This is a genomic window from Mycobacterium sp. HUMS_12744610, assembly GCF_041206865.1.
GTDB classification, from domain to species: Bacteria; Actinomycetota; Actinomycetes; order Mycobacteriales; family Mycobacteriaceae; genus Mycobacterium; species Mycobacterium servetii.
On record NZ_JBGEDP010000001.1, the window covers coordinates 1,382,767 to 1,402,913 of the forward strand.

General features: G+C 70.9%; 18 protein-coding genes, 1 tRNA gene and 1 pseudogene. 10 read left to right on the forward strand and 10 right to left on the reverse strand.

Translation table 11 applies throughout. The annotated features are described in order from the left end of the window. Window positions 1-80: 80 nt before the first annotated feature. Genes AB8998_RS06980 through AB8998_RS07005 form a run of 6 tightly spaced genes read right to left on the reverse strand, consistent with a single transcriptional unit; the run spans window position 81 to window position 8,628 of the window. The gene (locus AB8998_RS06980; RefSeq protein WP_369737192.1) at window positions 81-899 is read right to left on the reverse strand and encodes an enoyl-CoA hydratase family protein; all 819 of its coding nucleotides are present in this window, start codon (window positions 897-899) and stop codon (window positions 81-83) included. Further along, window positions 899-2,065: an acyl-CoA dehydrogenase family protein gene (locus AB8998_RS06985; protein ID WP_369737193.1), complete on the reverse strand. Its 1,167-nt coding sequence runs from the start codon at window positions 2,063-2,065 to the stop codon at window positions 899-901. The genes AB8998_RS06980 and AB8998_RS06985 overlap by 1 nt, the downstream gene beginning before the upstream one ends. Further along, complete coding sequence (locus AB8998_RS06990; protein ID WP_369737194.1) at window positions 2,062-4,170, reverse strand: ATP-binding protein; 2,109 nt, start codon at window positions 4,168-4,170, stop codon at window positions 2,062-2,064. Before AB8998_RS06990 ends, AB8998_RS06985 begins: the two co-directional genes overlap by 4 nt. A 5-nt stretch (window positions 4,171-4,175) precedes the next feature. Beyond that, window positions 4,176-5,771 carry an acyl-CoA carboxylase subunit beta gene (locus tag AB8998_RS06995; protein WP_369737195.1) on the reverse strand — a complete coding sequence of 532 codons (1,596 nt, stop codon included), beginning with the start codon at window positions 5,769-5,771 and terminating at the stop codon, window positions 4,176-4,178. Next, entirely contained in the window at window positions 5,768-6,916 is a 1,149-nt protein-coding gene (locus AB8998_RS07000; protein WP_369737196.1) for an acyl-CoA dehydrogenase family protein, read from the reverse strand. Before AB8998_RS07000 ends, AB8998_RS06995 begins: the two co-directional genes overlap by 4 nt. After that, a complete protein-coding gene (locus AB8998_RS07005) occupies window positions 6,913-8,628 on the reverse strand; it encodes an acyclic terpene utilization AtuA family protein (protein WP_369737197.1) in 1,716 nt (571 codons plus the stop codon). The genes AB8998_RS07000 and AB8998_RS07005 overlap by 4 nt, the downstream gene beginning before the upstream one ends. 223 nt (window positions 8,629-8,851) lie before the next feature. On the opposite strand from AB8998_RS07005, the gene rpmF reads away from it, so the two are divergent. The 5 genes from rpmF (at window position 8,852) to AB8998_RS07030 (ending at window position 13,405) form a co-directional block, all read left to right on the forward strand. Further along, window positions 8,852-9,025, forward strand: a complete 174-nt coding sequence (rpmF, locus tag AB8998_RS07010) for a 50S ribosomal protein L32 (protein ID WP_369737198.1) — start codon at window positions 8,852-8,854, stop codon at window positions 9,023-9,025. Between the two features lie 63 nt (window positions 9,026-9,088). Continuing rightward, window positions 9,089-9,781, forward strand: a complete 693-nt coding sequence (gene mprA, locus AB8998_RS07015) for a two-component system response regulator MprA (RefSeq protein ID WP_369737199.1) — start codon at window positions 9,089-9,091, stop codon at window positions 9,779-9,781. 16 nt (window positions 9,782-9,797) lie between these two features. After that, window positions 9,798-11,354, forward strand: coding sequence for a HAMP domain-containing sensor histidine kinase (locus AB8998_RS07020; protein ID WP_369737200.1), 1,557 nt, complete (start codon window positions 9,798-9,800; stop codon window positions 11,352-11,354). A gap of 78 nt (window positions 11,355-11,432) precedes the next feature. After that, a complete protein-coding gene (locus AB8998_RS07025; protein WP_369737201.1) occupies window positions 11,433-12,848 on the forward strand; it encodes a S1C family serine protease in 1,416 nt (471 codons plus the stop codon). Next, window positions 12,848-13,405 (forward strand): MogA/MoaB family molybdenum cofactor biosynthesis protein, encoded by a 558-nt coding sequence (locus AB8998_RS07030; RefSeq protein ID WP_369737202.1) that lies wholly within the window; start codon window positions 12,848-12,850, stop codon window positions 13,403-13,405. The genes AB8998_RS07025 and AB8998_RS07030 overlap by 1 nt, the downstream gene beginning before the upstream one ends. A 17-nt stretch (window positions 13,406-13,422) precedes the next feature. On the opposite strand, the gene mscL is transcribed toward AB8998_RS07030, so the two are convergent. From mscL to AB8998_RS07050, 4 genes are all read right to left on the reverse strand, one after another. Beyond that, window positions 13,423-13,884 carry a large-conductance mechanosensitive channel protein MscL gene (gene mscL, locus AB8998_RS07035; protein WP_369737203.1) on the reverse strand — a complete coding sequence of 154 codons (462 nt, stop codon included), beginning with the start codon at window positions 13,882-13,884 and terminating at the stop codon, window positions 13,423-13,425. Window positions 13,885-13,950: 66 nt separating this feature from the next. Then, on the reverse strand, window positions 13,951-14,619 hold the full coding sequence (locus AB8998_RS07040; RefSeq protein ID WP_369737204.1) for an SAF domain-containing protein: 669 nt from the start codon (window positions 14,617-14,619) through the stop codon (window positions 13,951-13,953). A 59-nt stretch (window positions 14,620-14,678) separates the two neighbouring features. Beyond that, complete coding sequence (locus AB8998_RS07045) at window positions 14,679-15,047, reverse strand: FmdB family zinc ribbon protein (RefSeq protein WP_369737205.1); 369 nt, start codon at window positions 15,045-15,047, stop codon at window positions 14,679-14,681. Between the two features lie 88 nt (window positions 15,048-15,135). After that, the gene (locus tag AB8998_RS07050; protein WP_369737206.1) at window positions 15,136-15,732 is read right to left on the reverse strand and encodes a 5-formyltetrahydrofolate cyclo-ligase; all 597 of its coding nucleotides are present in this window, start codon (window positions 15,730-15,732) and stop codon (window positions 15,136-15,138) included. A 76-nt stretch (window positions 15,733-15,808) separates the two neighbouring features. Between AB8998_RS07050 and AB8998_RS07055 the strand changes: the two genes are divergently transcribed. From AB8998_RS07055 to AB8998_RS07075, 5 genes and pseudogenes are all read left to right on the forward strand, one after another. Beyond that, window positions 15,809-16,720, forward strand: coding sequence for a UTP--glucose-1-phosphate uridylyltransferase (locus AB8998_RS07055; protein WP_369737207.1), 912 nt, complete (start codon window positions 15,809-15,811; stop codon window positions 16,718-16,720). Between the two features lie 88 nt (window positions 16,721-16,808). Continuing rightward, window positions 16,809-18,101, forward strand: coding sequence for a molybdotransferase-like divisome protein Glp (gene glp, locus AB8998_RS07060; RefSeq protein WP_369737209.1), 1,293 nt, complete (start codon window positions 16,809-16,811; stop codon window positions 18,099-18,101). Between the two features lie 14 nt (window positions 18,102-18,115). Continuing rightward, window positions 18,116-18,767, forward strand: a pseudogene (locus tag AB8998_RS07065) (GNAT family N-acetyltransferase). A 184-nt stretch (window positions 18,768-18,951) separates the two neighbouring features. Beyond that, window positions 18,952-20,019 carry a divisome protein SepX/GlpR gene (sepX, locus tag AB8998_RS07070; RefSeq protein WP_369737210.1) on the forward strand — a complete coding sequence of 356 codons (1,068 nt, stop codon included), beginning with the start codon at window positions 18,952-18,954 and terminating at the stop codon, window positions 20,017-20,019. A gap of 50 nt (window positions 20,020-20,069) precedes the next feature. Then, window positions 20,070-20,142 (forward strand) — tRNA-Ala (locus AB8998_RS07075). Window positions 20,143-20,147 lie beyond the last annotated feature (5 nt).

The window sequence follows — 20,147 nt, forward strand, 5'->3', positions numbered from 1 at the left end:
TTGCTGCAAGAGGGTTGGCTAAACTGCAACGTACCCAACGGTTGTGCGCATTCGCGGGCCGGGTCGGGCCTCTCTTCTTGTTAGACGTCTGGCGAACTTGCCCAGCTGGGCTGCCGCTTCTGGAGAAACGCCAGCATCCCCTCGCGCGCCTCCGCGGAGACGAACAGCCGCGCCGATTCTTCGCTGAGCCGGTCGGCGTCGCGGTCGAAGCCCTCCAGCACCGCCGCCGTGGTCAGCGCCTTCGATGCGGCAAGCCCCTGCGGGGAGCCGCGCCCGATGTCGGCGACCAGCCCCGCGACCGCGGCGTCCACGTCGTCGACGGCCATCGTGACCAGCCCGATCTCCGCCGCCTCGGCGGCGTGGAAGGTCGTGCCGGTGAGGTAGTAGCGGGCCGCGGCCCGCGCCGACATCTTCGGCAGCAACGTCAGCGAGATGATCGCCGGGGCGACACCGATGCGGGCCTCGGTCAGCGCGAAGGTGCTGCGCGGGCCGGCGACGACGATGTCGCAGGCGCCGACGAGGCCGAACCCACCGGCCCGGACGTGCCCGTCGATGGCGCCGATCACCGGCAGCGGCGAGGAGACGATGGCCCGCATCACCGCGGTCATCTCGCGGGCCCGGGCGACGGCCATGTCGTATGGCGACGTTGGTGGCGACCCGCTTCGCCCGGCCGCGCCGCCGGCCTCGCTCAGGTCGGCACCGGCGCAGAATGTGCCGCCGGCGTGCCCGAGCACCACCAGCCGCACGGCCGGGTCCGCCGCTGCGTCGCGCAACCCCTGGTGCAGTTGGCCGACGAGCGCACTGGACAGCGCGTTGCGGTTGTGCGGCGAGTTCAGCGTCAGGCGGGCGACCGGGCCGCCGCTGTCGGCGGGCCCGGCGTACTCGACCAGCGTCTCCATCAGTAGGACCGGGGCAGGCCCAGCGAGGTCTGCGCCACGAAGTTCAGCACCATCTCGCGGCTGACCGGGGCGATCCGTCCCAGCCGCGCCGAGGCCAGCATGGCGGCGACGCCGTACTCCTTGGTCAGCCCGTTGCCGCCCATCGACTGCACGGCCTGGTCGACCGAGCGGGTGGCGGCCTCGGCCGCGGCGTATTTGGCCATGTTGGCGGCCTCGGCCGCGCCCGCGTCATCGCCCGCGTCGTAGAGCGTTGCGGCCTTCTGCATCATCAGCTTGGCGAGTTCGACCTCGATGTGGCACTGCGCCAACGGATGTGAGAGGCCCTGGTGCGCGCCGATCGGCGTGCCCCACACCTGGCGGGTCGTGACGTAGTCGGCGGCCTTCTTCAGCGCAAACCGGCCCATTCCCACCGAGCTGGCCGCACCCATGATGCGTTCGGGGTTGAGCCCTGCGAACAGCTGCGCGATCGCGGCGTCCTCGGCGCCGACCAGCGCGTCGGCGGGTAGCCGGACGTCGTCGAGGAAGACCTGGAACTGACGCTCGGGGCTGACCAGTTCCATTTCGATTGCGGTGTAGGTGAATCCGGGCGCATCGGTGGGCACCACGAACAGCGCCGGGCGTAGCTTGCCGGTCTTGGCCTCCTCGCTGCGGGCCACCACCAGCACCGCCTGCGCCTGGTCGATCCCGGAGATGTAGACCTTCTGGCCCTTGAGGATCCAGTCGCCGCCGTCGCGGCGGGCGGTCGTGGTGATCTTGTGGGAGTTGGATCCGGCGTCGGGCTCGGTGATCGCGAACGCCATCGTCAGCGTCCCGTCGGCGATGCCCGGGATCCAGCGCTTCTTCTGCTCTTCGGTGCCGAACTTGCTGATGATGGTGCCGTTGATGGCCGGGGAGACCACCATCAACAGCAGCGCGCTGCCCGCGGCCGCCATCTCCTCCATCACCAGCGACAGCTCGTACATGCCCGCGCCGCCACCGCCGTACTCTTCGGGCAGGTTCACACCGAGGAAGCCGAGTTTGCCTGCCTCGGACCACAATTCGGTCGTGTGCTGGTGTGCGCGCGCTTTTTGAAGGTAGTAGTCGGCGCCGTAGTTGGACGCCCACTCGGCCACCGCCTTGCGCAGGGCGCGGCGTTCCTCGTTCTCGATGAAGCTGGTGTCGGTCACCGTGGATCTCCTTCTGCTTCGGGCGCGTCGACTCGCGCCGGCATTGGATGGTCGTGACCCGCCGCGCCCGGCTCTGCCGCGCTTGCGATCACTCCGGGGCTTGGATGGTCGTGACCCGCCGCGCCCGGCTCCGCCGCGCTTGCGATCACTCCCAGAACAGCGCCTACCTCGACTTGCTGACCGGTGCCGACGTTGAGCTCGGCCAGGATGCCGTCGGCCGGCGCGGTGATGGTGTGTTCCATCTTCATCGCCTCCAGCCAGATCAGCGGCTGGCCGGCGGTGACGGTGTCGCCGACGGCGGCGCCGAGCCGGATGACGTTGCCGGGCATGGGCGCGACGAGCGATCCCTGTTCGACGGCTGCGCCCGGCTCCGGGAAGCGGGGCAGCGCCGCCAGGTGCACGGGCCCGAGCGCCGAGTCGACGTAGACGTCGTCGCCGTACCGCGCGACCGCGAAGCTGCGGGCCACGCCGTGCTCGTCGGCCAGCACCACCTCGTCCGCGGCGGCCGAGACGAGCCGCACCGAAGGGTCGGTGGGAAGCGTCAACCCGCTTCTGGTGTAACGGTATTCGATGCGGTGCTCGCCGCCTTCGGCGTCCCGGAAGGCCTTGACCTGGTAGCCCGACGCCAGGTTTCGCCAGCCGCTCGGTATCGAGCCGAGCACCCCGGAGGCTTTGGCCACCGCGCGGTTGTGTGCGGCGTCGGCGAGCGCGGCTGCGAGCGCGGACATCCGGACCGCCGCGGCGCCGGCCAGCGGCGCGGCGAGTTCCGGCAGTCCGTGGGTGTCGAAGAACGCGGTGTCGGTCGCGCCGTCGAGAAACGCCGGGTGTCGCAGCACGTTGACCAGCAGCTCGCGGTTGGTGCGCACGCCGTGCACGCGGGCGCGGGCCAGTGCGTCGGCCAGTATCCGCGCCGCGCGGTGGCGCGTCGGGGCATAGGAGATGACCTTGGCCAGCATCGGGTCGTAGTGAATCGACACGGTGGAACCGGCGACAACACCCGAGTCGAGCCGGATGCCGGTGCGCCATGCCAACGTCTCGAACCGCGTCCGGACCGACGGCACCTCGAAGGCGTGCACCGATCCGGCCTGCGGTTGCCAGCCCTGCGCCGGGTCCTCGGCGTAGAGGCGGGCCTCGATCGAACACCCTCGAGCGGCAGGGGGCTCGGCTCCGAGGGGGTGCCCGTCGGCGACCGCGATCTGCAGTTCGACCAGATCCAGCCCCGTGGTCTCCTCGGTGACCGGGTGCTCGACCTGCAGCCGGGTGTTCATCTCGAGGAAGTAGAAGTCGCCGTTGGCGTCGGCCAGGAACTCCACCGTTCCGGCGCCGGTGTAGCCGATCGCGCTCGCCGCCAGCCTGGCCGCGTCGAACAGCTTGTCGCGCATGCCCGGTGTTCGTTCGACCAATGGGGAGGGGGCCTCTTCGATGATCTTCTGGTGGCGGCGCTGAATCGAACATTCCCGCTCCCCGACGGCCCAGACGGTTCCGTGGGTGTCGGCCAGGACCTGCACCTCCACGTGGTGCCCGGTCGGCAGGTAGCGCTCGCAGAACACGGTCGCATCGCCGAAGGCGGACTGCGCCTCGCGGCGGGCCGCGGCGACTTCGGCGGGCAGCGCGGACAATTCGCGGACCACGCGCATGCCGCGCCCGCCCCCGCCGGCGGAGGCCTTGACGAGCACCGGCAGGTGCGCCTCGGTGACCGAATCGGGGTCGAGTTCGTCGAGCACCGGAACGCCGGCCGCGGCCATCAGCTTCTTGGACTCGATCTTGGAGCCCATCGCCCGTACCGCCTCGACCGGCGGCCCGATCCAGGTCAGGCCCGCCGCGGTGACGGCGGCCGCGAAGTCGGCGTTCTCCGAGAGGAATCCGTAGCCGGGATGCACCGCGTCGGCCCCGGCGGCGCGGGCGGCCGCGATCAGGGCGTCGGCGTTGAGATAGTCGTTGGTGTCGGCCAGCCGCACCCGGGCGTCGGCCTCGGAGACGTGGGGGGCGGCCGCGTCGGGGTCGGTGTGCACCGCGACGGTGCCCAGGCCCAGCCTGCGGCAGGTGGCGAACACCCGCCGGGCGATCTCCCCGCGGTTGGCGACCAGTATCCGAGTGATGCCCATGGGGCTCACATCCGGAAGACGCCGAAGTTCGACGTTCCCTTGATCGGGCCGTTGGCGATGGCGGACAGGCACATTCCCAACACGGTGCGGGTGTCGCGCGGGTCGATCACCCCGTCGTCGTAGAGCATCCCCGACAACACCAGCGGCAGGGACTCCGCCTCGATCTGCCCCTCGACGGCGGCGCGCATCGCGGCGTCGGCCGCCTCGTCGACCTGCTGCCCGCGCGCCTCGGCGGCCGCCCGGGCGACGATCGACAGGACGCCCGACAGCTGCGCCCCGCCCATCACCGCGGCCTTGGCGGACGGCCAGGCGAACAGGAACCGGGGGTCGTAGGCGCGGCCGCACATGCCGTAGTGCCCGGCACCGTAGGAGGCGCCGATCAGCACCGAAATGTGCGGGACGGTCGAGTTGGAGACGGCGTTGATCATCATCGAGCCGTGCTTGATCATCCCGCCCTCTTCGTATTCCCTGCCCACCATGTAGCCGGTGGTGTTGTGCAGGAACAACAGTGGGGTGTCGGAGCGGTTGGCCAGCTGGATGAACTGGGTGGCCTTCTGCGACTCCTCGCTGAACAGGATGCCGCGGGCGTTGGCCAGGATGCCCAGCGGATAGCCGTGCAGCCGGGCCCAGCCCGTCACCAGCGACGACCCGTACATCGCCTTGAACTCGTCGAAGTCGGAGCCGTCGACGATGCGCGCGATCACCTCCCGCGGGTCGAACGGGGTGCGCAGATCGGGGGGCACGATGCCGATCAGCTCCTCGGTGTCGAACAGCGGCTCGGTCACCGGGCCGGGCGCGGGGCCCTGCTTGACCCAGTTCAGCCTCGCGACGACGCGCCGCCCGATGCGGATGGCGTCGAGTTCGTCGACGGCGAAATAGTCGGCCAAACCGGAGACGCGGGCGTGCATTTCGGCGCCGCCCAGGGATTCGTCGTCGGACTCCTCACCGGTGGCCATCTTGACCAGCGGCGGACCCGCCAGGAACACCTTTGAACGTTCCTTGATCATCACCACGTGGTCGGACATGCCCGGCACATAGGCGCCGCCCGCGGTGGAGTTGCCGAAAACCAGTGCAATGGTGGGGATTCCGGCCGCCGAAAGCCGGGTGAGGTCGCGGAACATCTGCCCGCCGGGGATGAAGACCTCCTTCTGGGTGGGCAGGTCCGCGCCGCCGGACTCCACCAGGGAGATGACCGGAAGCCGGTTTTCCAGGGCGATCTTCTTGGCCCGCAGTATCTTGCGCAGCGTCCACGGGTTGCTGGTCCCGCCCTTGACGGTCGGATCGTTGGCGACGATCATGCATTCCACGCCGGAGACCGCGCCGATGCCGGTGACCAGGCTGGCGCCGACCTGAAAGGCGCTGCCATAGGCCGCGAGCGGGCACAGCTCCAGGAACGGTGAGTCCGGGTCGACGAGCAGTTCGATGCGTTCGCGCGCGGTGAGCTTGCCGCGGTCGTGGTGGCGCTCGACGTACTTGGGTCCGCCGCCCGCAAGGGCTTTGGCGAGCTCGCCGTCGATCTCGTCGAGCCTGGCGTTCGCCGCCGACGCCGCCTCGGCGTAGGCGGGGGCATGCGGGTCGAGCGTCGAGCGCAATACGGTCACGATTGATACCCCAGGGTTTTGGCGGCCAGTGCGGTGAGGATTTCGGTGGTGCCGCCGCCGATGCCGAGGATGCGCATGTCCCGGTATTGGCGTTCGACTTCGGATTCGGCCATGTAGCCCATGCCGCCGAAAAGCTGGACGGCCTGATGCGCCACCCATTCGCCGGCCTCGACGGCGGTGTTCTTGGCGAAGCACACCTCGGCGATCAGGTTGGTCTCGCCGGCCAGCTGACGCTCGACCACATTGCGCGAGTAGACGCGGGCCACGTCGATGCGCCGGGCCATCTCGGCCAGCGTGTTCTGCACCGACTGCCGCGAGATCAGCGGGCGCCCGAACGTCTCCCGGTCGCGGCACCACTGCACCGTCAGGTCCAGGCAGCGTTGCGCGCTCGAATACGCTTGGGCGGCGAGGCCGATGCGCTCGGACACGAAGGCCTGGGCGATCTGCAGGAACCCACTGTTCTCGGGGCCGACGAGGTTGGCCGCGGGCACGCGCGCGTCGGTGTAGGACAGCTCGGCGGTGTCCGAGGACCGCCAGCCCATCTTGTCCAGCTTGCGGCTGACCTCGAAACCCGGCGTGCCCTTCTCCACCACCAGCAGCGAGACCCCGGCCGCGCCGGGGCCCCCGGTGCGCACCGCGGTGACGACGAAGTCCGCGCGCACCCCGGAGGTGATGTAGGTCTTGGCGCCGTTGACGACGTAGTGGTCGCCGTCCTGCACCGCCGTGGTCCGCAGGTGGCCGACGTCTGAGCCGCCGCCGGGCTCGGTGATGGCCAGCGCGCCGATCTTCTCGCCGGCCAGCGTGGGCCGGACGAACTCCTCGATCAGCCGCGAGTCACCGGAGGCGATCATGTGCGGCACCGCGATGCCGCAGGTGAACAGGGAGGCGAAGACCCCACCGGGGGCGCCGGCTTGGTGCACCTCCTCGCAGATGATCACCGCGTCGGCGCCGTCCCCGCCGCCCCCGCCGACCGCCTCGGGGAAGCCCGCGCCCAGCAGGCCGGCATCTCCGGCGCGGCGATGCAGATCGCGCGGCAGTTCGCCCACGCGCTCCCACTCGTCGGCGTGCGGCAGGATCTCGCGTTCGGTGAACGCGCGCACCGTCTTTCGCAGCTGGTCGCGCTCAGGGGTGTTCCACAGAGTCATAAAAGCCCTTCCGGCACCTCGACGTAACGGCTGCGCAGCCACTCTCCGAGCCCCTTGGCCTGCGGATCGAACCGCGCCTGGTAGGCGACGCCCTGGCCCAGGATGCCGTTGATGACGAAGTTCACCGCGCGCAGGTTCGGCAACACGTGCCGGGTGACTTCGAACTCCGTCACCTCGGGCAGCAGCTCCCCGAGCGCCTCGACGGTCAACGTGTTGGCCAGCCAGCGCCATTGGTCGTCGGTGCGCACCCAGACCCCGACGTTGGCCGAGCCGCCCTTGTCGCCGCTGCGGGCACCGGCGATGCGGCCCAGCGGCACGCGGCGCGTCGGGCCTGCCGGCAGCGGCTCGGGCAGCGGTGGCGGGTCCGCGGGTGAAAGATCGAGAATTTCTGTGGCGCAGCCGATTTCGGTGCGGGAACCGTCGGGGTGTACGGCGACGTGCGGCACGGCGGCGGCATCGACGTACCCGGCGGTGAACACGCCGTAGACCTGACCGTCGCCCGGCGGGGCGGTCACGTGAAATCCCGGGTAGCTGGCGAGCGCCAATTCGACGGCTGCCGAGGAGAATTGGCGTCCGACGTTGGCGGGGTCGGGGTCGCGCACGACGCAGCGCAGCATGGCGCTGGCGGTCTCCTCGGTGTCGGCGTCGGCGTGGTCGGTGCGGGCCAGGGTCCACACCAGCTCGGCGGGCTTGACGGTGAGCGCGTCCTCGAGCTGGCGGCGCACCAGATCGGCCTTGGCCTCGACGTCCAGGCCGGTCAGCACGAAGGTCATGGCGTTGCGGTACCCGCCGATGCTGTTCAGCGACACCTTGAGGGTGGGCGGCGGCGGCTCGCCGCGCACCCCGCTGATTGCCACCCGGTCGGGCCCGTCGGAGGCCAACGCGATGCTGTCCATCCGGGCGGTGACGTCGGGGTTGGCGTAGCGGGCGCCGCCGATCTCGTAGAGCAACTGCGCGGTGACGGTGTCGACGCTGACCAGTCCGCCGGTGCCGGGGTGCTTGGTGATCACCGAGGACCCGTCGGCGTGGACCTCGGCCAGCGGGAAGCCGGCGTGCCCGAGGTCGGGAATCTCCGTGAAGAACGAATAGTTGCCGCCGCTGGCCTGGACGCCGCATTCGATGACGTGGCCGGCGACCACGGCGCCGGCGAGCCGGTCGTAATCGGTGCGGTTCCAGCCGAAGTGCGCGGCCGCGGCGCCCACCGTCACCGAGGCGTCGGTGACCCGGCCGGTGACCACGACGTCGGCCCCGGCGTCGAGGCAGTCGACGATGCCCCACGCGCCCAGGTAGGCGTTGGCCGTCAGCGGCGAGCCGAGCCCGAGTTGCCCCGCGCGCGGCGCCAGGTCGTCGCCCTCGACGTGGGCGACCCGGGCGTCGATGCCCAGCCGCGTGGCCAGGGCGCGCACGGCGTCGGCCAGCCCGGCCGGGTTGAGGCCGCCGGCGTTGGCCACGATGCGCACATCCCGGTCGCGGGCCTCGCCGAGGCAGTCCTCGAGCTGGATCAGGAAGGTCTTGGCGTAGCCGCGCTCCGGATGTTTCATGCGGTCGCGACCCAGGATGAGCATGGTCAGTTCGGCCAGGTAGTCGCCGGTGATGAAGTCCACGTCCCCGCCGGTCAGCATCTCGCGCATCGCCGAGAGGCGGTCGCCGTAGAAGCCCGAGCAGTTCGCGATCCGGACGGGAGCAACGGAAGCACCGGAAGCCGAGGCCATGGGCGCCCTCCGTTCCTCGACTCACCGCTGAGCACAACCAACCAACCGGTAGGTTAGCGGGTGCGGCCGGTGCCGCGTCAAGGCTCCTGTGCCGGCGCGCGCGGCCCATTTTGGCGCCCACGAGGCCAGCGACTATCCTGAAGGGCAATCGTCGCTCGTCCGGCCCGCCCGGCCATGCCGCGACATGCCCACCAGAAGCCCGAATGAGGAGTAAGGCCCGACCATGGCCACACCCAAGCGCAGGATGTCGCGCGCCAACACCCGAAGCCGCCGCGCGCAGTGGAAGGCCACCCGGACCGAGCTCGTCGGCGTCACGGTGGCGGGCCAGCGGCACAAGTTGCCCCGCCGCCTGCTCAAGGCGGCCCGTCTCGGCCTCATCGATCTCGACAAGCGTTAATCCCGCCGGACACCCGGCGCGCCTCTCAGGCCGCTCTCAGGCGCCGGGGCCAGACTGATGGCCGTGCGGATACTGGTCGTCGACGACGACCGCGCGGTGCGCGAGTCGCTGCGCAGGTCACTTTCCTTCAACGGCTATTCGGTCGAGCTCGCCCACGACGGGGTCGAGGCCCTCGACAAGATCGCGTCCGAGCGGCCCGACGCCCTGGTCCTGGACGTGATGATGCCGCGGCTGGACGGCCTGGAGGTGTGCCGCCAGCTCCGCAGCACCGGCGACGACCTGCCGATTCTGGTGCTCACCGCCCGCGACTCGGTCTCCGAGCGCGTCGCGGGCCTGGACGCCGGCGCCGATGACTACCTGCCGAAGCCGTTCGCGCTCGAAGAGCTGCTGGCGCGCATGCGCGCGCTGTTGCGCCGCACCAAACCCGACGATGACGATGCCGCCGAGTCGGTCGCCCTGCGGTTCTCCGACCTGGCCCTGGACCCGGTGACCCGCGAGGTGACCCGCGGGCAGCGGCAGATCAGCCTGACCCGCACCGAGTTCGCGCTGCTGGAGATGCTGATCGCCAACCCGCGCCGCGTGCTCACCCGCAGCCGCATCCTCGAGGAGGTGTGGGGCTTCGACTTCCCGACCTCGGGTAATGCGCTGGAGGTTTACGTCGGGTATCTGCGCCGCAAGACCGAGGCCGAGGGCGAGCCCCGGCTGATCCACACGGTGCGCGGCGTGGGTTACGTGCTGCGGGAGACGCCGCCCTGATGAGCCTGTTCCCGCGATGATCCGGTTCAACCGGCGACGTCGCACCGCCTGGCGGCCCGCCAGTTCGCTCTCCCTGCGGTGGCGGGTGATGCTGATGGCGATGTCGACGGGCGTGATGGTCGTCCTGTTGATGGACTTCGCCGTCTACGCCTCGGTATCGGCGGCGCTGTACAAGGACATCGACAATCAGCTGCAGAGCCGGGCGCAGCTGATGATCGCCAGCGGGTCGCTGGGCGCCGACCCCGGGAAGGCGATCGAGGGCAGCGCCTATTCCGACGTCAACGCGATGCTGGTTAACCCGGGCCGCTCCATCTACACCGCCCAGCAGCCGGGTCAGACGCTCCCGGTCGGCGCGCCGGAGAAGGCCGTGATCAACGGTGAGCTGTTGATGTCGCGGCGCACGGCGTCCGATCAGCGGATACTGGCCATCCACCTGCCCAACGGCAGCACGCTGCTGATCTCCAAGAGCCTCAAGCCCACGCAGGCGGTGATGAACCAGGTCGGCTGGGTGTTGCTGATCGTCGGCGGCATCGGTGTCGTGGTCGCCGCGGTGGCCGGCGGCATGGTGACCAAAGCCGGGTTGCGCCCGGTGGCCCGGCTGACCGCGGCGGCCGAACGGGTGGCGCGCACCGACGATCTGCGGCCCATCCCAGTGGTCGGCAGCGACGAGTTGGCCCGGCTGACCGAGGCGTTCAACCTGATGTTGCGGGCGTTGGCCGAGTCGCGGGAGCGGCAGGCCCGGCTGGTGACCGACGCGGGGCACGAATTACGCACGCCGCTGACCTCGCTGCGCACCAATGTCGAGCTGCTGATGGCCTCGATGGAACCGGGCGCGCCCCGGCTGCCCGAGCAGGAGATGGTGGATCTGCGCGCCGACGTGCTCGCGCAGATCGAGGAACTGTCCACCCTGGTGGGCGATCTGGTGGACCTGTCCCGCGACGACGCCGGCCAGGTGGTGCACGAACTGGTGGACATGTCCGAGGTGGTGGATCGCAGCCTCGAGCGGGTCAAGCGGCGGCGCAACGACATCCAGTTCGACGTCCAGGTCACCCCGTGGCAGGTCTACGGTGACTCGGCCGGGCTGTCGCGTGCGGCGTTGAACCTCATGGACAATGCCGCCAAGTGGAGCCCGCCGGGCGGCCGCGTCGGCGTCGGGATGAGGCAGCTCGACGACTCGCACGTCGAATTCGTGGTCTGGGATTACGGCCCGGGGATTCCGCCGCAGGAGCGCCGCCTGGTGTTCGAGCGCTTCTACCGGTCGACGACCGCACGGGCCATGCCGGGCTCGGGCCTGGGGCTGGCGATCGTGAAACAGGTCGTGCTCAGGCACGGCGGGACGCTTCGCGTCGAAGACACCGTGCCGGGTGGGCAGCCCCCGGGGACCGCGATCTATGTGGTGCTTCCCGGCCGGCCCATGCCGGGCGGGCCCTACGCGGCGGCCGCCGCGGACTTCGGCCCCGACGATCCCGGGGCTCACTCCGTGCCGGGCGCGCCCGCGCCGGGAAACACGGCGAACTCTGGGGAATCGGCGAACGTTATCTCAGTGGACTCTCAGTCCGCGCGCGCAAGGTAGTTGTGCAGTTACTGTTGGAATTCAGGTCGAGTCGTGCCCACACCAGCCGACATTTACAGGAAGAGCGAACTTAGCGACATGACGAATCACCCGAGGTATTCGCCACCGCCGCAGCAGCAGCCGGGCTACCGCACCGCGCCCAACCAGCCCGGAGGCCCCGCGTACGCGCAGGGGCAGCAGCACCCCTACAACCAGCAGTACGACTGGCGTTACCCGCAGTCCCAGCCCTCGCCGACGGCACAGTACCGTCGGCCCCACGATCCGTTCGGTGGCGGCGGGCCGGGCGCCGTGCCCGGCGGCACCGGGGCGGGGCCGATGCCCGGGATGCTGCCCCCGATGGGCCCCCCTCCGGTACGCCAGAAGCGCTCCCGTGGGGGCCTGCTGGCCGCCGGCGCGCTGGCCATCGCGGTGGTGTCGGCCGGCATCGGTGGTGCCGCGGCCACGGTCGTCGAGCTGGGCGCGCACTCGACCGGCGGGCACGGCGGCCGCGTCATCGGGGCCGCTTCCAGCGTCCCGGCGGCCAACATGCCGGCAGACAGCGTCGAACAGGTCGCCGCCAAGGTGGTGCCCAGCGTCGTCATGCTCGAGACCGACCTGGGCCGCCAATCCGAGGAGGGCTCCGGCATCATCCTGTCCTCCGACGGGCTGATCCTGACCAACAACCACGTGGTCGCGGCCGCCGCGGGCCCGGGCCCGGGCAAGCCGCCGGCCGGACCCGTCAATCCGGCACCGAAGACGACGGTGACGTTCTCCGACGGGCGCACCGCGCCCTTCACGGTGGTGGGCACGGATCCGACCAGCGACATCGCCGTGATCCGCGTGCAGGGCGTCTCCGGGCTCACTCCGATCTCGCTGGGCTCCTCGTCGGACCTGCGCGTCGGCCAGCCGGTGGTGGCGATCGGATCCCCGCTGGGCCTGTCCGGCACCGTGACGACGGGCATCGTCAGCGCCCTGAACCGGCCGGTATCCACGACCGGCGAGGCGGGCAACCAGAACACCGTGCTGGACGCGATCCAGACCGACGCGGCGATCAACCCGGGTAACTCGGGCGGCGCCCTGGTCAACATGAGCGGCCAGCTGGTGGGGGTGAACTCGGCGATCGCCACCCTCGGCGCCGACTCGCCGGATGCCCAGAGCGGGTCGATCGGGCTCGGCTTCGCCATCCCGGTGGACCAGGCCAAGCGCATCGCCGACGAGCTGATCAGCAGCGGCAAGGCGTCGCACGCGTCGCTGGGTGTGCAGGTGACCAACGACAAGGGCTCTCCCGGCGCCAAGGTCGTCGAGGTCGTGCAGGGCGGTGCTGCCGCGAGCGCCGGCCTGCCCAAGGGCGTCGTCGTCACCAAAGTCGACGACCGGCCGATCAACAGCGCCGACGCGCTGGTCGCCGCCGTGCGTTCCAAAGCGCCGGGCGACAAGATCACGCTGACCTTCGAGGATCCCGCCGGCGGCGGCAGCCGGACCGTCCAGGTCACCCTCGGCAAGGCGGATCAGTGATGCGGGTCGAGGAGCCCTCGGCAGGGGCGTTGTCGGAGCTCGGATATACGGTTGCTCCCATGGAGACGGGTGCGCAATTGGTGGTGGGCCGGGCGCTGGTGGTGGTGGTCGATGACCGCACCGCGCACGGCGACGAGGACCACAGCGGGCCGTTGGTCACCGAGTTGTTGACCGAGGCGGGGTTCGTCGTGGACGGAGTGGTGGCGGTCGAGGCCGACGAGGTCGAGATTCGCAATGCGCTCAACACCGCGGTGATCGGCGGGGTGGATCTGGTGGTCTCCGTCGGTGGCACCGGCGTCACGCCGCGCGATGTCGCACCGGAGGCCACCCGCGAGATTCTCGACCGGGAGATCCTCGGCATCGCCGAGGCGATCCGGGCTTCGGGCCTGTCCGCGGGGATCATCGACGCGGGGTTGTCCCGCGGTCTGGCTGGGGTGTCGGGAAGCACCCTGGTGGTCAACCTCGCCGGTTCCCGGTACGCGGTGCGCGACGGGATGGCGACGTTGAATCCGCTCGCCGCCCAGATCATCGGGCAGCTGTCGAGCCTGGAGATCTGACCCCGCGCAGCCGCAGCTCAGTGCGATTCGGCGTCCGCGCGCGGTCCGTGGCTCGGGGGCGGCGTCTTGTCCACTGCACCGACGCGCTTGCCGGATGAGTCGCCGTTGGTCTGGGCCAGTAGGTCGCGGATCTCTTTGAGCAGGACGACCTGCGCGTCTTCGGCCACCTCGACTTCACCACGTTTGCGCAGCGTCGTGTACGGCAGCACCACCAGGAAGTACACCACCGCCGCGATGATGACGAAGTTGATCGCGGCCGACAAGACGTTGTTGAGGTCGATGGCCTGGCCGCCACCGATGCCGATCCGCAGGATGCCGACGTTCGACTGCTGGTTGACGCCGATGCGGTTGATCAGCGGCTTGATGACGTTGTCGGTGAACTGCGTGACCAGCGCGGTGAACGCGGTACCGATGACCACCGCGGTAGACAGGTCGATGATGTTGCCCCGGGAGAGAAACTCCTTGAACCCTTTGAGCATCGAGGTGTCCTTTCTGGGACTGGGCAGAGTTTGCTGCGGGTCACGCCCCGAGTCGTGGCCGGGCACTCAGTGCAGGGTCAGGGTTACCGCCTGACCCAGCGTCGAACCCGCCACCGCGTTCGCCACGCGAGCCGGCAGCGCCACCAACACTACGCGGTCGCCCTCGGTGGCCTGGGCTTTTCGACCGGCCGACACGAGGACCACGACGGCGTCGGTGGCCACCACCTTGCCGGCCGGCTGACCGGTCGCCGGCGAATCGGTGGCCGGCGCGGCGAGCACGTCGACGACGTCGCCGACGCGGACGAGGTCGAGGAGGGCCCCGTCGGCCAGGCGCAGCGGCACGATCCGCGCACCGGGGCCGGCAGTCGACTCGGCGAGCCGGCTGCCGAGCAACCGGACGTCGGTGAGCACTTCACCGCGGCGGGCCGGGCCCGCCAGCGTCGCACCGACCACGGCGCCCAGGTCGGCAGCTGAACCGTCGGGAATGGTTGCACGCGAACGAGTTTCGAGTCGGACATCGTCGGCGCTCAGCGCGGTGCCGGGGGTGAGGTCATGCGCGGCGACGACGACCTCGGCGTGATCGCCGTCCGGGCCCGGCCGCAGCATCGCGATCCCGGCGAGCACGACGAGCCCGCCCGCGGCCACCCGCCGGGCCCGCACGGTGCGGGTCCAGTCCGGGCGCGACGACGCCGTCAGTCGGCGCCACAACGAAGGGTTGAGCGAAGCTCCCGCCACGCCGCCACGGTAGGCGCCGGGGGCGCCGGCCGCGGGCGGGGTTGTGGATAACTGCTGAGCTAGCTCGACGCCGCCGCCGGGGACGGGGTGGAGCTGGAACTGGTGCCGGCCGATTTCTCGGCGGATCCGGACGCGGACTTCTCGCTCGAGCCCGAGCTCTCCGACGAGCCGCCACCCGAAGCGCCCGATGGGGCGGTGGAGCCGTTGGTGCCGCTGGATCCGTTGGCCCCGCCGGTCTTGGCCTTGCCCGACTCGCGGCTGTCGGTGCGGTAGAAGCCGCTGCCCTTGAACACGATGCCCACCGAGTTGAACCGCTTGCGCAGCCGACCGGAGCACTTCTCGCAGGTGGTCAGCGCGTCGTCGGTGAAGGCCTGCGTGATGTCGAAGCGGTCGCCGCACTCCGTGCACTCATAGGTGTAGGTCGGCACGTGAACCTCCGGGTCGGGGGCTTACAGGGTGGATAGAGCCTGTTAGCACTCTAGCGTTTCAAGTGCTAGAACCGCCACGTGGCCTGCTTCATTCCCCGGTGCCGGCCGCCAGGGCGATCACCCCGCGCCGTGGCGTGAGCGCGTGCGTCATCGCGACGTCGTGCGGCTCGGCGGGCAGCTCGTCGAGGAGCTCGTCGTCGCGCACCACGGCGATCAGGCGCGCCCGCGGGTCACGGGCCGGCAGCGAGCGGTCGTAGAACCCGGCGCCTCGGCCCAGCCGCACGCCCCGGCGGTCGACCGCGAGCGCCGGGACGATCACCAGCGCGGCCTCGGCCAGCGCGGAGGCCGGTAGCCGGGGTGGGAGGGGCTCGCGCAGCCCCCAGGGCCCGGCGGCCAGCGCGTCGGGCCGGTACTCGCCCCACTGCAACGGCATCGGGTCGCCGTCGGCGGCGGTGCGTGCCACCGGCAGCAGGACCCGCCCGGCGCGGCGGGCGAGCATGTCCAGCATCGCGACGGATCCGGGCTCGGTGCCCACCGGCACGTACGCGCAGACGGTGCCGGCGCACACCACGGGCTCCAGCGCCGCGCACAGCATGCGGGCCTCGGTGGTGCGAACGTTGTCGGGAACGTCGCGCCGCGCAGCCAGCAACCGCGCGCGCAGCGCGGTCTTGTCTACCCTCGCCACGGGTCCACGATGACAGCCCGGCCGTTACCGCCGCCACGCCCCCTCGCATCGGCGGTGCGGGTTATGGTTGTGTGCGATGTCACGAGCTGAAGTTCCCGTGCCTTACACGGCGATCGTCCCAGCGGCCGGCCTGGGTACGCGTTTCCTGCCGGCGACCAAGACGGTGCCCAAGGAGCTGCTGCCCGTCGTCGACACGCCGGGCATCGAGCTGGTCGCCGAGGAGGCGGCCGCCGCCGGTGCCGAGCGTCTGGTGATCGTCACCTCCGAGGGCAAGGACGGTGTCGTCGCGCATTTCGTGCAGGACCTGGTGCTCGAGGGCACCCTCGAGCAGCGCGGGAAGAAGGCGATGCTCGACAAGGTTCGGCGCGCACCACAACTGATCAAGGTGGAATCGGTCGTGCAGGCCCAGCCGCTGGGCCTCGGACACGCCATCGGCTGTGTGGAGCCCACCCTGGCCGCGGACGAGGACGCGGTGATGGTCCTGCTGCCCGACGACCTGGTGCTGCCGACCGGCGTCCTGGAGACGATGGCCAAGGTGCGCGCCGACTACGGCGGCACCGTGCTGTGCGCGATCGAGGTGGCCCCCGAGGAGATCAGTGCCTACGGGGTCTTCGACGTGGATCCGGCCGCCGGCTCGGACAACCCCGACGTGCTGAAGGTCAAGGGCATGGTCGAAAAGCCCAAGGCCGAGGACGCCCCGTCGATGTACGCCGCGGCGGGCCGCTACGTGCTGGACCGCGCGATCTTCGACGCGCTGCGCCGCATCGACCGCGGGGCCGGCGGCGAGGTGCAGCTGACCGATGCGGTCGCGCTGCTGATTTCGGAGGGCCACCCCGTCCACGTCGTCGTGCATCGTGGATCTCGACACGACTTGGGAAATCCCGGCGGCTACCTCAAAGCTGCGGTTGACTTTGCTTTGGATCGCGACGACTATGGCCCGGATCTGCGGCGATGGTTGGTGGCGCGGTTAGGCCTGACCGAGCGCTAGCCCGGCGAAACCATGCGGTCCCGGTGCACCGGGAGCCGCGTCACCGGGGATCGCGCCCGTCGGGGCTGGAGGGCAGAAAGGCGCGCTTGTGCGTTCTGTGGAGGAGCAGCAGGCCCGGATAACGGCCGCGGCGGTGGCCCCGCGGCCGATACGCGTCGCCATCGCCGAGGCGCAGGGCCTGATGTGCGCCGAGGAGGTGGTCACCGAGCGGCCCCTGCCCGGTTTCGATCAGGCCGCGATCGACGGCTACGCGGTGCGCAGCGTCGATGTGCTCGGCGTCGGCGAGGTCGGCAGTGACGAGCTCGACGGGATCTCGGGCGACGTCACCGAGGAGGCGGACCGGCGCGGCGGGCTGGTCCTGCCGGTGATGGGCACCATCGAGGCCGGTGCGCGCACGCCCAGCCGGCTGCAGCCCCGCCAGGCCGTCCGGGTGCACACCGGCGCGCCGCTGCCCACGCTGGCCGACGCGGTGCTGCCGCTGCGGTGGACCGACGGCGGGACGTCGAAGGTGCGGATTCTGCGCGGGGCGCCCTCGGGTGCCTACGTGCGCCGCGCCGGCGACGACGTCCAGCCCGGTGACGTCGCCGTGCGCGCCGGGACGATCATCGGTGCGGCCCAGGTGGGCCTGCTGGCGGCGGTCGGCCGCGAACGGGTGCTGGTGCATCCGCGGCCGCGGCTGTCGGTGATGGCCGTCGGCGGGGAGCTGGTCGACATCTCGCGCACCCCGGGCAACGGGCAGGTGTACGACGTCAACTCCTATGCGCTGGCGGCCGCGGGCCGCGACGCCGGCGCCGAGGTCAACCGGGTCGGCATCGTCAGCGGCGACCCCCGGGAGCTGCGCGACATCGTCGAGGGCCAGATCAATCGCTCGGAGGCCGTCGTCATCGCCGGCGCGGTCGGCGGCGCGGCCGCCGAGGCGGTGCGGACCGCGCTGTCCGAACTCGGCGAGATGGAGGTGGTCCGGGTCGCCATGCATCCCGGGTCGGTCCAGGGCTTCGGCCAGCTGGGCCGCGAGGGGGTCCCGACGTTTCTGCTGCCCGCCAACCCCGTCAGCGCGCTGGTGGTCTTCGAGGTGATGGTCCGGCCGCTGCTGCGGCTGTCCCTGGGCAAGCGCCAGCCGATGCGCCGGATCGTGCGTGCCCGCACCCTCTCGCCGATCACCTCGGTGGCCGGGCGCAAGGGCTACCTGCGCGGTCAGCTGATGCGCGACCAGGACACCGGGGAGTACCTGGTGCAGGCGCTCGGCGGTGCTCCCGGCGCCTCGTCGCACCTGCTGGCCACGCTCGCCGAAGCGAACTGCCTGGTCGTCGTCCCCACCGGTGCCGAGCAGATCCGCACCGGCGAGCTCGTCGACGTCGCCTTCCTGGCGCAACGCGGCTGAGGATTGCGATGCGCGTGAACCTGTTGCGCTACAACTCCCGTCACCCGGGTTGGCCCGTGGACGTCGGCCCGCTGCGGGTCCGCGCCGGCGTGGTCCGGTTGCGCCCGGTGCGCACGCGGGACGGCGCCCAGTGGAGTCGGGCGCGGCAGGCCGATCGTGCCCACCTGGAACCTTGGGAGCCCAGCGCGGAGGGTGATTGGGCGGTCCGGCATTCCGTCGCCGCCTGGCCGGCATTGTGTTCGGGTCTGCGGGCGGAGGCCCGCAAGGGCCGCATGCTGCCCTACGTCATCGAGTTGGACGGGCGGTTCTGCGGTCAGCTGACCATCGGCAACGTCGTGCACGGGGCCCTGCGGTCGGCGTGGATCGGCTACTGGGTGTGCCGGTCGGCGACCGGCGGGGGAGTGGCGACCGCGGCGCTGGCGCTGGGACTCGACCATTGCTTCGGTCCGGATGCTGCATCGCGTCGAGGCCACGGTGCGACCCGAGAACGCCGCCAGCCGTGCGGTGTTGGCGAAGGCTGGGTTCCGGGAAGAGGGCCTGCTGCTCCGATACCTCGAGGTCGACAAGGCGTGGCGAGACCACCTGCTGATGGCCATCACCGTCGAAGAGGTGTACGGCTCGGTGGCCTCGGCCCTGGTCCGCGCCGGCCGCGCCAGCTGGGTGTGACCGGGCGGCGGCCCGCGCCGCCAGCAACCCGACTGCCGACACGCGCTGTGACTGGCGCGACACGAGTGACGTTTGGTGCTTGTGAGAGCGAAATTACAGGTGTGTAATTGTGCTGGTCACTTGACCCGGCCGCGCTGGCCACCGACCGGCCTCGCGGGGATGGGAACGAAGAGAGCAGGTCATCATGCCAAGCATCCCGCAGTCGTTGTTGTGGATCTCGCTCGTGGTGCTGTGGCTGTTCGTCCTGGTTCCGATGCTGATCAGCAAACGCGACGCGGTGCGCCGCACCAGCGACGTGGCCCTGGCGACGCGGGTGCTCAACGGCGACGCCGGTTCCCGGCTGCTCAAGCGCGGCGGCCCCGCCGCGGGCCACCGCAGCGATCCCGACTGGAAGCCGGAGCAAGAGCCGGCCGACGACGAGTTCATGGGTGCTGACCAGGACCTACACCGCAACCCGGACGCCGACCAGGACCCCGAGACCGACGAGCTGCAGCGCGCCCGGCCGGTCGTCGTCCAGGTCGCCACCACCGGGTCCGCCGAGCCCGACTATCTCGACGTCGACGTCATCGAGGACTCCGGGGCCCTGCCCGCGGGAGCAAGCGCCGCGGCGACGGAACCGGCGCCCGTCGCCGTGGGCTCGGACGGCGCGCCGGAGGGGACCGACGCCGGCGCCGATGCGTCCGACGACGACGAAGCGGTGCGCGACGAGGAGGACCGCTACGACTATGTCGAGGACTCCTCCGGCCTCGAACCCGAGGCCGACGCCGGCGACGACGAGGACGAAACCCCGCGCCCGTCGGTCGCACCGGGCTCGCGGCGGCGCCGATTCGACTCCCGGAACGCCGCGGCGGTCAGCGCCCGCAAATACGTCTTCCGCAAGCGGGTGCTGATGGCGATGGCGGTCGTCCTGGTCGGTTCGGCCACCGCGGCGTTCGAGCTGACCCCCAGCGCCTGGTGGATCTGTGGCAGCGCCACCACCGTGACGGTGCTCTACCTGGCGTATCTGCGCCGCCAGACCCGCATCGAGGAGAGGGTGCGGCGGCGCCGGATGCAGCGGATGGCTCGCGCGCGGCTCGGCGTGGAGAACGCTCACGACCGGGAGTACGACGTGGTGCCGTCCCGGCTGCGGCGCCCGGGCGCGGTGGTGCTCGAGATCGACGACGAGGACCCGATCTTCGAACATCTTGACTACTCGGTGCCGGCGCGGAATTACGGCTGGTCCAGGGAATTGCCGCGCGCCGTCGGGCAGTAGTGCTCGCGGTTCGGCGGTTGGTGCCGCGCCTGGTAGCCTGCTATCGGTCAGGGGCTATGGCGCAGTTGGTAGCGCGACTCGTTCGCATCGAGTAGGTCAGGGGTTCGAATCCCCTTAGCTCCACAGAA

Bases quoted from the DNA above. Each gene is read 5' to 3' on its own strand.
- AB8998_RS07025 (WP_369737201.1), top strand. From the start codon at position 11,433: ATGACGAATCACCCGAGGTATTCGCCACCGCCGCAGCAGCAGCCGGGC.
- AB8998_RS06990 (WP_369737194.1), bottom strand. From the start codon at position 4,170: ATGGGCATCACTCGGATACTGGTCGCCAACCGCGGGGAGATCGCCCGG.
- AB8998_RS07005 (WP_369737197.1), bottom strand. From the start codon at position 8,628: ATGGCCTCGGCTTCCGGTGCTTCCGTTGCTCCCGTCCGGATCGCGAAC.
- mscL (WP_369737203.1), bottom strand. From the start codon at position 13,884: ATGCTCAAAGGGTTCAAGGAGTTTCTCTCCCGGGGCAACATCATCGAC.
- AB8998_RS07000 (WP_369737196.1), bottom strand. From the start codon at position 6,916: ATGACTCTGTGGAACACCCCTGAGCGCGACCAGCTGCGAAAGACGGTG.
- AB8998_RS06980 (WP_369737192.1), bottom strand. From the start codon at position 899: ATGGAGACGCTGGTCGAGTACGCCGGGCCCGCCGACAGCGGCGGCCCG.
- AB8998_RS07055 (WP_369737207.1), top strand. From the start codon at position 15,809: ATGTCACGAGCTGAAGTTCCCGTGCCTTACACGGCGATCGTCCCAGCG.
- AB8998_RS07020 (WP_369737200.1), top strand. From the start codon at position 9,798: ATGATCCGGTTCAACCGGCGACGTCGCACCGCCTGGCGGCCCGCCAGT.
- AB8998_RS07030 (WP_369737202.1), top strand. From the start codon at position 12,848: ATGCGGGTCGAGGAGCCCTCGGCAGGGGCGTTGTCGGAGCTCGGATAT.
- rpmF (WP_369737198.1), top strand. From the start codon at position 8,852: ATGGCCACACCCAAGCGCAGGATGTCGCGCGCCAACACCCGAAGCCGC.
- sepX (WP_369737210.1), top strand. From the start codon at position 18,952: ATGCCAAGCATCCCGCAGTCGTTGTTGTGGATCTCGCTCGTGGTGCTG.